10 protein-coding genes are annotated in these 12,331 nt (G+C 49.0%); 3 read left to right on the top strand and 7 right to left on the bottom strand.

Going from position 1 to position 12,331, the window contains the following annotated elements:
* Positions 1–45: 45 nt before the first annotated feature.
* The 5 genes from NG792_RS02950 to NG792_RS02930 all read right to left on the bottom strand — a co-directional run bounded on the left by NG792_RS02950 (position 46) and on the right by NG792_RS02930 (position 2,917).
* Positions 46–465, bottom strand: coding sequence for a hypothetical protein (locus NG792_RS02950; protein ID WP_261201666.1), 420 nt, complete (start codon positions 463–465; stop codon positions 46–48).
* Positions 466–601: 136 nt separating this feature from the next.
* Complete coding sequence (locus tag NG792_RS02945) at positions 602–928, bottom strand: hypothetical protein (RefSeq protein ID WP_261201665.1); 327 nt, start codon at positions 926–928, stop codon at positions 602–604.
* An 83-nt stretch (positions 929–1,011) separates the two neighbouring features.
* On the bottom strand, positions 1,012–1,419 hold the full coding sequence (locus NG792_RS02940; protein ID WP_261234447.1) for a hypothetical protein: 408 nt from the start codon (positions 1,417–1,419) through the stop codon (positions 1,012–1,014).
* A gap of 505 nt (positions 1,420–1,924) precedes the next feature.
* Entirely contained in the window at positions 1,925–2,326 is a 402-nt protein-coding gene (gene msrB, locus NG792_RS02935; protein ID WP_261201663.1) for a peptide-methionine (R)-S-oxide reductase MsrB, read from the bottom strand.
* Positions 2,327–2,329: 3 nt separating this feature from the next.
* Complete coding sequence (locus tag NG792_RS02930) at positions 2,330–2,917, bottom strand: PAP/fibrillin family protein (RefSeq protein ID WP_261234446.1); 588 nt, start codon at positions 2,915–2,917, stop codon at positions 2,330–2,332.
* Between the two features lie 509 nt (positions 2,918–3,426).
* On the opposite strand from NG792_RS02930, the gene NG792_RS02925 reads away from it, so the two are divergent.
* A complete protein-coding gene (locus NG792_RS02925) occupies positions 3,427–3,606 on the top strand; it encodes a hypothetical protein (protein ID WP_261234445.1) in 180 nt (59 codons plus the stop codon).
* A gap of 2,373 nt (positions 3,607–5,979) precedes the next feature.
* Here the strand turns inward: NG792_RS02925 and NG792_RS02920 are convergent.
* Together NG792_RS02920 and NG792_RS02915 are read right to left on the bottom strand one after the other, a co-directional pair.
* Complete coding sequence (locus tag NG792_RS02920) at positions 5,980–6,525, bottom strand: pentapeptide repeat-containing protein (RefSeq protein WP_261201661.1); 546 nt, start codon at positions 6,523–6,525, stop codon at positions 5,980–5,982.
* Between the two features lie 1,001 nt (positions 6,526–7,526).
* A complete protein-coding gene (locus tag NG792_RS02915) occupies positions 7,527–8,012 on the bottom strand; it encodes a CRR6 family NdhI maturation factor (protein ID WP_261234444.1) in 486 nt (161 codons plus the stop codon).
* A 408-nt stretch (positions 8,013–8,420) separates the two neighbouring features.
* Here NG792_RS02915 and NG792_RS02910 point away from each other — a divergent pair, with 408 nt between their 5' ends.
* Both NG792_RS02910 and NG792_RS02905 read left to right on the top strand, forming a co-directional pair.
* Positions 8,421–8,906 carry a Fur family transcriptional regulator gene (locus NG792_RS02910; protein WP_261200016.1) on the top strand — a complete coding sequence of 162 codons (486 nt, stop codon included), beginning with the start codon at positions 8,421–8,423 and terminating at the stop codon, positions 8,904–8,906.
* A 1,016-nt stretch (positions 8,907–9,922) separates the two neighbouring features.
* Positions 9,923–12,319, top strand: a complete 2,397-nt coding sequence (locus NG792_RS02905; RefSeq protein ID WP_261234443.1) for a hypothetical protein — start codon at positions 9,923–9,925, stop codon at positions 12,317–12,319.
* The last annotated feature ends 12 nt before the right edge of the window (positions 12,320–12,331 follow it).

The following is a 12,331-nucleotide window of genomic DNA, read 5'->3' as shown; positions in this document are numbered from 1 at the left end:
AAACAAACAACGGTCAATCTAACTCATTCGTTTAATCCCTTTCAATTACTCAATTAACCGCAGTTGTTCTCGATAGCGAAGGGCGGGATTATTAATAGAGTTCAGGCGATCGGCGGGATTATCTACGTGGATTTTAGGATTGACCTGAATCTGCACGGGATAGCTGCTTGGCCTGAGCGATCGCTCTCCCCCTTGGACGGACTGACGAACAGAACGGTTTTGAACTGCCCGATTCGGTCCAACATGAATTTGGGTTCCTGTGGTAACGGTGGCATTGCGACCACAACTGTTTTGGTTTCCCATGTCTACGGTATTGGTTTGCTGGGCCGGACCTCCGCCACTGATGGAAATCTGCACGCCGGTATCAATTTGCACACATTGCGCGGCAGCTAAATCCGTAGTAAGGGGGGCAATGCTGAATAAGGCGGCAATGGATAAACTGTTTAGAAATGAAGATTTTTTCATGAACTTTTCCGAGGATGATAACTAAATACAGAAGCAAAAAGGAAGTGATTCCTTACCGATGAACTGACAGAAAATAAAGGGGATGCACCGAGATTGACTCTGATATCGCTTTCACGGAATTATCAAAATTAGGCCATTAGTGGCGGATAAAATTTTGATGGTTTCGGGAAGAAGCGTGGGGAAGATTAGCCGGAGTGCGGATAAGACTGGGGCTAATCGATTGGTGTAGGCGGTTGGAGGATGGCACAGCGGAATTCGGAAAGATCCGACCCGGGGGATCAACATAATACAGATTGATGTTTTGGTTAACGGTGTTACCGTTGCCGGTAATCGCCGTTTGTTGATCAATGGAGGGAAGCGGGGGGCGATTGTTGCCCGGTGAGACTTGTGCCGCTAGGGGAGTGGCGATCGCCCCGGTGGAAAGGATAGCAGCCAGACTGACTCGGATCAAATGTGTGAACATGATTGATACCGTGAGTAAAGGCAATAACGTCGGGATAGATATCACCCGACGTCAGGATCGGGAGTCGTTTACAGGCGATCGCCTTAATGTTTCTTTTGATAGTGAGGACGAGGGCGAGGTGCAAACCGTGTGGTATCCGCTTCCACAGTAGTTTGACGATTGCTTTGCCGCACTTGATTGTGATGTCCGTAAACATCCGCATTCTGCAATTGGTCCTGAACAACCCCTTGGTTTCCGACTCCACCCCCCCGGCGATCGATATTAGTTTGGGTGGAATTTTGGTCAACAAAGTTTCCATTGCCTGTTACAACCGCACGTTGTTCACTGGTTTGCACTACTGCACTATCCCCACTGACGCGGTATCCCCCAGCTTGAGCAGGCAGGGGTGCAATGCCTAAAGTGGCGAGGGTGAGTAAACCCAAGACGGCACTGAGTTTCGGCATTTTGACAGCTTGAGCAACGGTTTGATAAGCCTTGAGAGAGATAATCATTGTTTTGTCGGGTTTGAAGTGAGTAAGGGTTAAAGAGTGGAGCGATGGCGCTACCCTCTTTAATCCTCTGAACTTCTCCATTAAAGAGCCTCTGCTTTTGACTGTCAAGGGGGTTTTCAGTTTTTTTTAAGAGCCTCTCCGGGGGATGTTACGAGAATTTCAGGCAAATTTTTATGGTGTAGCTGCAAAGATAAGTGAGGGTAAATCTCAAGTTAGCCATCAAAATTTAAGTTTAAAAATATTGCAATATCACCATAAACCAACTTTTGATTTTTGGCTCTCAACTGCCTGGAAATGGTCCGGGAGAAAACACGTAAACTTTTGTAAAAAAAAGAGGGGGATTTCCCCTCCGAGTGTTATCGTGAATGCAGACGATATACCGTGAATGACTTCCCGCCCGATGAGAGCGGGATCGGTTGTTTGATCGCAGAGTAGGCGTTGCCCAGGTGCTTCCGGGGAGTTCAACGGTCAGCGGTTGCGATCGCCATCTGACCTCCTCCCCCCTTTAATCCTCTACTTTCTCAAAATTCAGGGATGCCGAATTAATGCAGTAGCGCAACCCCGTCGGTTTCGGTCCATCGGGAAAAACGTGACCGAGATGGGCGTCACAATTGGCGCAGAGAACTTCCGTCCGACGCATAAACAGGGCGCGGTCCTCTTCTTCCGCGATCTGCCCCTCCTGAATCGGTGCCCAAAAGGAAGGCCACCCGGTACCGGAGTCAAACTTAGTCTGTGAGCTAAATAACTCCGTCCCGCAACAGACGCATTTATAAACTCCCTTCTCTTTGTTATCGTGGTAGGCCCCCGTGAAAGCTCTTTCAGTTCCCTTCTTTCTCGTCACCTTGAACTGTTCCGGGGTCAGTTGCGCTTTCCACTCGCTTTCCGATTTTTGAATTTTCTGAACCATTGTTCATTCCTCTGCTGGGGTATGTGAAAGTATTATTCTATCGTTATCCTTGCAGAGGGTTGGGGTTGAAGTCCCCACTCTTTGGTAGAGGGAAATCCCACCTCGGTCCCCCCGTTCCAAATGCAGGTCCTCATCTAAGTAGGTCGTTTGCAGCCATCCCGAGGCCCACTTGCCTAGAGGCAGATTGAGAGGCCCCAGGGGGCCGAGTTGGAACCCCAGGCGCTCAAACTGGAACTGAATGCGGTGCTGGTTGTACTCAAAAGGACCGCCCACAATCAGGGAACTCCCGGCAAGGGTAATCTGATTTTCAAACCACAGGCGCTGGCAGTCAAGGCGTTGGATGACTTGAGCGATCGCCTTGCGGTTCATACCCTTCCCCCCTGGGTTCACTTTCTGAGCTTTGCGCGTTCCCGAGGTCCAGAGTAACTGCCATTCCCCCTCTAGCAACTCGCGATCGCCTCGAATTTGCGCTTTTTCCAGAATGGCGATCGCCCCTTGCAGACTTTCCGAGTCCAGACTACCATCTTCCACTCCCTTCAACAGTTGCGATCGCGCCGCTTGGACTGCCTCATCCCTTATTGGGTTGCTCATACTTTCTTCTCTCCCCGATGTCCTCCCTAATTTATCCAACTTTTGCTCAGAAGTTCAATTCGCCCTCAATTCTCCCTAACTTTCCCTAAATTGCTGAATTTTTGTCAAGTCTATTAGGGCCATTGCTGTCTGAAAAAGCAAAAAAAACCCCTGAATCCGGGTCCAAGGGGATCAACGCGGAATGATGTCCCCCCGATAGGGGTGCTACCATTCCGAGGTCAATAGCAAGTTAAGCGGGTTTGGAGAGAGAGTATAACGGGTCTGATCAGGAACTTGGGAGGGACTGGTAAAAAAAAATTGTAAAGACGATACGATAGCCACGGTTAAAAAAATTCGATTTAACATAGTCGTAAGCATTGATTTTTGATAAATCAACTCTAGTCGGGTTTGTTTTGCCCTCCGGTTTAGAGGGTGTCGCTATTTGATTTGATCGCCGATTATTCCCTTGAACCCTGATTCCCACTCCAACGTGACGGGGACCAAGGATAGACAGTTGAAAATCTGGCAAGGTGAGGGATAGTTCTGACCAGCAGTTTAGGGGTATTCTGGTTAATTTTGGCAACAATAAGATAAGAGCGATCGCCTCAAAAGAAGCGATCGCTCTGGGGTTGGTGTCCGTGAAAAAGGACGCCAACCACCGACGCCAATCCCCGGAACCTCTTAGTCCCTGTACCCGAAAAATTAGTTAGGGGCGAGCTCTCCCTTAAAAATACAGCTTATGGCAACTGAGCAACCCGAAAAAATCCGGTATTAAGCATTAAAAATCACATCACTTTTTCAGGCTGTTTCGCTGAAAGCCACAGAATGCAACGATTGCATATCAAAGGTTTGAGCCTGATCTCGGGAGATGAACCGTATTACTTTACAAGTATAAAATGGCTCATTTTTGGACAAAAAAGGTCAGGTTTCTGAAGTCTAAGGTTATCAAGGGCTAGGCAAAAATTTGAGGCAATCTGATGGGTTTCCTTTCAGCTAGGCAGCTCTTTGAGACGAATTTGAGTTTGATGTCTCAGACGGTTTAATAACAATCCATTGACCTGTCACCGGATCGCGATAGGTCTCAAATGGATTCTGACGTAGTGGGGGATTTTTTTGCTCCATCGTTTTACCCTGGCCTCGTGCAACAAAAGCATACAGCTTTATCACTTATCCTAGATTGCTTTTCACTTAGCCTAGGCGATCGGTCTCAAGGAGTGATGCGATCGTCATCACATCGGGTTATTGAGGGGCCTCTTACCCTTAATTTCTTTTCAAATTGGGCAGATTTTGATTTTTATTCTCTACGGGATTTTTATTGAGGGGAGTGAGAAACTCCGTTTTTAGGTTTTGATGCGGGAATGTGGTTTAAAATACAAATCTGCCACAATTGAAGGCAAATTTCCCATTGAGTTCAGAGTACCGGAGTTCATTTCCGATGCTGAACTCAATGGGGAGTTCGAGTTAACAAGAAGCGGTTGAGTCCACCCCATTTGGTAATCAAGGGGCCCATCCGTGTCATGACATCTCCCCATCTCCACAGGAGGGATAACGGAGGGAAGAAATGGATTCCATTTCTACTCGGTTAGAGGGTCCTGCGAAAAAAATCAAAAACGTTCGTCAAAAGTCGGGCAATGCGGAAGTAGGATTGATACGGGAACGGCAGGGGTAAGGGAAGGGAATAGCCATAAGTTCGATGTCTTAAGTGTTCTAGACGCACTGGAAGGGTTACACCCAGTGGGAGGTGAAATGGTGTTTCTAACTGTTTCCACAGGCGATCAAGCATGGGACGGTGTTAATCCAGATTTTTTTAAGAGTTGCCTTCACATTAAGCATGGCGCAAAACCTATTTCCGTGTCAAATGATACGAGATTCCCGGGGCGACTTTTAGGGTCCCAGAGTCCAATCCTCTGTTTGCCGGTGAAATCTCCAGGGGTTCAGGGTCAGGGCGATCGGCCGATCGCCCAATTGGAGAGGGGAAATTTGATGCCCCTGAATCCCTGAGTTGAAGAGGATTTTTGAGAAGTTGTATAAAAATTGTCTTATATCTACAGCGTTTGCCCAGACTGAAGACTGTTACAAGTACAGGGAGTTTGGCGCAGTGCGATCGCAGTAAGGGAGTTGCATTTCACCCCTGATACGGAATTCGGTTCTGATAGGTCTATAAAAACCCGCACCCTCAAGGGTCTGGCTCTAAGGACACTAGCGAAGCCCGGGCCGAAGGGCTATAGCCCGAGAAGCGCGGGCTAAAAAAGAAAACCGACTTTTACCAACCAGATTTGGTATGACTTTAAATCACCGACTCTCTCCACCCCAAAGACAAACTTTGTATTATATAAAGTTACCGATACTAACCTAAAAACCCATTTTTTCCTCTTCTCCCCCGTACAGCAAACATATTTATTCTTTATACCTCCCGCCCCTCTGAGGAGAGGGTATAATGTTAAAGATTTTTATGCAATTGGTGCTGTACTACCTGAAATCTGAGACTGTACCCTTGCTTAATTGAATCATACCCTATAGGTGAAACCCTGAGATAGGCTCGGGTGTTAGACCATCGAGATATGTATCGTTGTTTTCCGTAACAGCATATTTTTTATATAGATAAAAAACCGATGATAGAGCCGAGGTGGGAATCAGGAAATCTGGGGTAAGTGAGGCGATCGCCCAACGGTGGTGACTCCTCTTGGAACTCCTAATTCTGATTACGCCTTGTCTGAGCAAAACACGGTATCGGGACTCTACCCCACTGGGCCGACCATGATAGGCTTTGTAAACTGTATAAAAGTTAACAGCCAAAAAGATGTTTTTGCGATCGCCCTTGGGCGGCTGAGACTGGAGTGCAAACCGGGCCGCCCGGTGATAGAACCTCGATCTGAACGCGGGGTCAATCACCGTCCTCCAGAAAAAAGTTCCAATTGTCATCAAGCCATCAATACTACTATCTCCCGATCACCTTGATTTTGATTTCCCCGGTGAGCAATCCCCTCGGAATCGATCAGGACTAGAGCGCAAAACCGCCGTGGACCGTCCCCCCTTTGTTGCTAACTTCGGAAGGAAAAATCCTCTTTTAGAGACTAACCAGATTAGGGCCTCAGACCTCTAGCTCCTTCTACATCAGCACCAAATAAATTCACCTCATTGAGATTCGCACCTTGGAAATTAGCCCGCCTCAAGTCCGCACCATAAAAATTTGCCTTACTCAGATCGGCGGCATTGAGGTTCGCCTCTAAAAGTACACTTCCGAGCAGATTAGCCGTACTTAAATTGGCTGCATTAAGATTCGCTGCAGACAGATTAGCCATTTGAAAATTAGCACCTGTCATATCCGCACCTTTCAAGTCCGCTGTACTCAGATTCGCACCACTGAGGTTTGCACCAATCAAGTTAGCATCGGTTAACACCGCACCCTGTAAGTCGATGCCACTCAAGTCCGCCCCATTGAGATTACACCTCGGACAGACTTTAGTCATTCGCAACTGTTGGAGATCGGTGGCATTCGGTTCTGCTCCCACGGGAATTGCTACAACTAGGGAAGTCAGTAGCATCACGGTCATGGGAATTACTTTTTTCATAGCACTCCCGCTATTCAGCAGAGTTTGAGAGTCGATCGCCCGTTCATTTTTTAGCATACACAACCTGGTCAGTTTGGGTTGAAAAAGATCCATTACTCAATACAATGGCACTCAATTATCCATGATCTTTAATAGCTCAGGTCATGATGAATCCTCGAACTCAATTTTTAATTCTTTGTTGTTGAGGCTTAAGGCTGACCATCGTTCGAGAGTTCGACCGGGATCATCTAATCCTAGGAGGATCAGGGGCTCATTGCTATCCCCTGCAGGCTCAAGGCTTCCAGAGGGCGCTGCCAGATGGGAGGGATAGCCTCCCCTTGGCGATCGCACCGCAGTAGGAGCGAATATTGCCCGGGAATTCCTTTTGGGGGGGGCAGATTGGGTGAGGGATGCTACGCACTTGAGCGGCTGAGCTAAAGAGCATTCTCTAGAGTTACCCACCTCGCTCCATCTCCCCAACTTGGCGGAAATCATACCAGTGACACTCTTGTGCATCCCCTACATTTAGTCGTAAGTTTAATTGGATTGCCCTATGCCTTTAGATGGAAAAAATGTAAAAATTTTAGTGAAATTTGTGTCGGCGGTTTTCCAATTTCAAAGTGGGCAGAGCCAGCCTGCAAGGCTCCGAACCCGATTTATTGTTGGCTCTTCCTGATTATAATTTATGGGAGAGAGAATCGCGAAAAATTTATGCCAATTTGTTGACCCGCCCACATTGCCAACGCAGCGCTTACAGTTGGGGTGAAGCCGGTGAGTCCGCAACCTGGGGTAATGAGTTGGGTGGTGAGATTTAGCTCAGGGTTGATTGTGTTCCAGCCATTAACAATAGATTTCCCCCATCGTCCCCATCTCCTCCATCGTCCCCATCCCCCTTCTTAAGGGGGAAGCCAGAGGAATAAATCTTTAATTACTGGGGGCTTGAGAGAATTTGGCAAGAGGTCTTATGGGGACCGATCGCAACTCTTGTAGGAATTGTCATCAGGATTTAGAGGGGCCTATATACCCCACTCCCTCAATTCCATTCAGGCGGCAGGGGACTGACTGGCGGGAGAAAACGCTCAAGCGTGAATCCCCAGCAACTCAAAAAAGCCGTCATCGAGTTCGTAGCCCAGCATTTGAGAGAGAGAAATTAGCTTAGACTTACTGGGTGCGCCATGTTCCTGCAACAGGTTGGCGAGGGTGAAAATTTTGTTCATCAAAAAAATTTCCAACGCTTCAGGGTTGTATTGAATGCCCTCAGTGCGATGAAACTCGTGAGGGACCAACATAGCCACATAGCGGGCGAATTCGCCGGATTTGCGATCGAGTAGCAAAGGCAACCAAGGATAGGTAGCATCTAATCGGATAAACCACAGACGGATCTCGGGAATTTCCGAGAGTTCGCGGGGGTCCGACGGATCCCGGGGATAATCGATTTCAAACTGCAAGGACAGATTCGGGTCAGTGAAGGGTTGATCCGGCGATAAGTTAGCGATCGCCCCTCGGACGGGGGATAGGTCCAAATTGAGCAAACACTCGGAATTGAGGGCGATGGTAATTGTCATTAAACCAGGGGCAGGAGGTAGAACTAAAATCAGAAAACGTGAACGCAGGCGGTAAATCGGTAACCTATTTTACAGTATCAGGATAGGGATGAGGGGTTATAGATGGAGGATTCGCACAGGGGAGGATTCCCCGGGTCCATAAGCCCAGAAAACTGAAGTTAGACTGTAGCAGACCCGGGTGATATCCAGAGGCGATCGCCTACGGACAACCGAAGCCTACGATAGAATTATCTCAATCCTGTCCAAGGGATAAGTCCGGTACCTCCTCCTAAGTGACGACATCCGACGCGACCTTCATCGCCCCAAATGCTAACTTCCTTCATCGGTGAAACCCGCTATAACTATTAAAGGGGGCAGGATACATCCTTAATTAATTGTGTCATTAAATGAATGCCTCAACATAAAACTATGAAAAAACAGGTAGTATCCGTTAAACCCATTCGCTCCTTAGAAGATGCCCTTAATCGCTGCCAAAGTTTGGGAATGCGACTGTCGCGACAGCGCCGCTTTATCCTAGAGTTGCTCTGGACGGAGCAAGAGCATCTTTCCGCTAGAGAAATTTACGATCGCCTCAATCGTGCGGGGAAGGCGATCGGACATACATCAGTCTACCAAAACCTCGAAGCCCTCTCCCACCAAGGGATTATTGAATGCATTGAACGCTCAGACGGTCGATTGTATGGCAATATCAGCGATGCCCACAGTCACGTTAACTGCATCGACACCAATCAACTGCTGGACGTTCAAATCGAATTACCCGAGGAGTTAATCCGACAGGTGGAAGCTCAAACGGGAGTCCGCATTGTGGAATATCAAATTAATTTTTTCGGATATCGTTCGGAGCAATCCCCTCCCCCAGCCGAGAGTGCTACAGACCCCGGGGCGATCGCCTAGATCTTCGGGGGAGGTATTCAATCAAGAGGGCCAGAAACTACGGAGTATCTGGCCCTCTTGATTGAATGCTTTACCCAGTCCTAGAGCGGGGGTACAGTAGCAACAAGACAACCGGCTTTTTTTACCAAACTTCTGAGAATTCGCAACAAATTAGGAACAGAAATCCGAATTTTTGTTCCTATCTATCTAATCCGGTCCCCCGGGACTAGGGGCTGCCGCTAACTCGCCCCTAGTCCTGCTGTAGTCCAGTCCGGTTCAACTGCCCGTTGAAGGGAGTCACCCTGAACAGGGAAATGCTCCGCTGAGATTTTAATTCGGGATACATCTTGCCCAGAAGGGTCAAAGTCTCCGGTGAAATGCTGCACTGCTATGAGTTTTGGGTAACCGTTCCCAAAACTTCAAGCTAAACTGCTTATCTAAGTGGAACAAAATCGTTGTAGACTTTAGACTTTTAGAAGCGCTTTGAAATCGGGGTTGAATCTTGATAATAGTTTAAGGGTCTCCATCATAGACTGGAGGGGCGATCGCCTACGGGTTCAAAAGCGAAGAAAACTCTAGCCCCCTACCCGGAAAATCTCGATAGGGAAGTGATGCATGAACCAAGAAGACAATCTATCCCTTAAATTGATCCTTTATCTTATAAATTTCATAGGATTGAGCGATCCGGGATATATTCCCAAAGAGGCTTGTCACAGAGACAAACAGATGCTACGGGTTTCAATCGGGAACCCATGCATCGGGCAAACGGTAAAAGCATTTGATACAGATGTATTTAAAAGACTCTGTTTTTAGCATGAATCAAAGCCATCAGGTAGAATCTAGGTTGATCCTCAAGGGAGCCAGCACTGTTTATATCCTAGGGGGTAGGTATCGCTTGCAAGTGTGACCCTCAAGGATGGACGGAATCGAAAAGCAACTACACTGGAGAGACCCCATATTTTCCCGTCTCTACCCGGTAATCAAGAAGTAGAAAGATGTGCCAATACAAGTCGGCATTGTAGGGACAGGCTGAAGCAATGGTGAGAAAAGAATTTGACCAATCCAGTACACAGCCAAACCACCGCATTCGGAGACGGCGGGATGGACGCATTAAAGGAACGATCGCCGCTCGGTTATGGGGTGGGCGATCGCAGCGCAATCACTCAGAAACCGGCGAGATATTAACCCAAAGCCCAGAATTGGCCCCACACCCCCCGAAATCCGTCAAGGGCTGGGGCTGGAAATTCCCCCTTCGGGTCCAGAAAAAAATCACAAATCCAGATCAAAATCAGACAGGGGCGCTCGTCGCCACAGAAGCCAAACCTCGAATCGACAAGGGTCGAAGTCTGTTATGGGGATGGCATTTACTCTGGCTGAGTCTGCTGGTAGTTTGTACCAGCATGGGAGCGGTATCCCTGCGGTGGTTACTCACCATGCCCCCACCGATTGATTGTGATGCTCTCGGGGTAAGTTCCACCGACCGCGATCGCCTCTACTGCGCCCAAAATGCGGCCCAAACCGGGGACCTAGACCGGCTGGTCGCGGGAATCGAACTCGTGGAAAGCTGGCCCACAGACCATCCCCTGCGGGGTCAGGGGGATAAATTAGTCGGGGAATGGTCGGCCCTGATTCTGGACTTGGCAAGGCAGAAATTTATGGCCGGAGATTTAAACGGCGCCAATGCCATTGTCGAAAAAATTCCTAAAACCAACCCAGTCTACGCCCAAGTCGAACAAGAAGTACAACTTTGGGAAGCAGATTGGGACGAGGGAAAAGCAATTTACGATAAAGCTGAAGCTGCACTGAAAGCTCGCAACTGGAGCGCCGTCGAGGATCAGATGCGAGAGTTGCTCAAATTGAATAACGTCCACTGGCGTTCTACGCGCTATGGAGAACTACAGCAGCGAATAGTCGCTGAAAAGGAAGCGTGGAAACAGTTAGAAGATGCCCGCTATTTGGTCTACAACCGGACAGCCGAGGAGTTAGTCCGGGCCATCGACCTAGCGCGACAAATTAACCCCCAACGATATGTTCGAGAGCAGGCCAATCAGGAGATTAACCGCTGGAGTGCAGAATTGTTGGCGATCGCCAAAACTCGCTTCCAAAGTGGCAATTATGCGCAAGCTATCTCCGCTGCCAAATGGATTCCCTCAGATACAACAGTTTATGGGGAAAGTCAGGACTTGATTCAGCTAAGTTCAGCCCAAGCCCTGGTCCAAAATGACAAACCCGCCGGACCTATCCCCGATCGCCTATTTACGTTCCTAGAAGCCTCGGCGATCGCCGGTCAAATTCAATCGGACAGTCCCCTGTACAGCCAAGCTCAAGAAAACTTGGTCCGCTGGAATCAGCACAAACAAGACCTGGTTCAGGTCCAGATGGCCCAAGCTGTCGCCAGTTTCCGTACCCCAATGCTGATGCAGTTGGCGATCGCCCAGGCTGAAATGATAGGCAAGGAGCGCCCCGGACGTCTCGATGCTCAAACCCCGATCGCTGAATGGCGCAAGGAAATTGAACAAATTGAAGACCGAGGCTATGTCGTCGCCGCCCAAGCGATCGCCAACTCCAATAATATTGCTGCCTTAAAAAATGCGATCGCCTCAGCCCAACAGGTGGCCCCGGGCCGCCCCCTGCGGATTGAAGCCCAAACCCTGATTGCTCAATGGAACAAACAGGTCGAAACCCTCGAAGATCAACCCATCCTCGCGAGCGCCCAGGCTCTGGCCCAAGCCGGTCAACTCCAGGAAGCAGTCAACGAAGCCAAAAAAATTGCTCCCGGTCGAGCGCTGCATCAACAAGCCTCAGAAAATATCGGAAAATGGATCAGCCAGATTCAAATTACTGAAGACCAACCGATTCTGGATCAAGCCGCCACCTTGGCCGCCCAGGGGAGTCTCACCAAGGCGATCGATACTGCTTCTAAAATTCGCTCGGGTCGTGCTTTGTATTCTGAAGCCCGAACGGCGATCGCTCGGTGGAATGCCCAACTAGATGCCATCTATGCCGCCCGGGAAGCTGAAGCAGCTCCGGTCTATCAAGCACCGGCTCCGGTCTATCAAGAACCCGCTCCGGTCTATCAAGAACCCGCTCCGGTCTATCAAGAACCCGCTCCGGTCTATCAAGAACCCGCTCCGGTCTATCAAGAGCCTGCTCCGGTCTATCAAGAGCCGGAACCCGCCTATCAAGAACCCGCTGCGGTCTATCAAGAACCCGCTCCGGTCTATCAAGAGCCGGAACCCGCCTATCAAGAGCCGGAACCCTACTATGAGCCGGAACCCTACTATGAGCCACCGGCAGCAGCTTATCAAGCTCCCGAACCCTACTATGAACAACCCAGTTCTTATGAGGAGCCAGCACCATTCTATGAAGAGCCGGTTCCAGCCTCCAGCACTGAAGACTCCTATGCTCCCTTGCCCGTTGATGGGATTGAATAAATTTCCCTTAAA

It is taken from the genome of Laspinema olomoucense D3b, from assembly GCF_025370785.1.
Taxonomy (GTDB): Bacteria; Cyanobacteriota; Cyanobacteriia; order Cyanobacteriales; family Laspinemataceae; genus Laspinema; species Laspinema olomoucense.
Note: the sequence above shows the minus strand (reverse complement) of the source record. Positions and strands in the feature narration are given on the sequence as shown.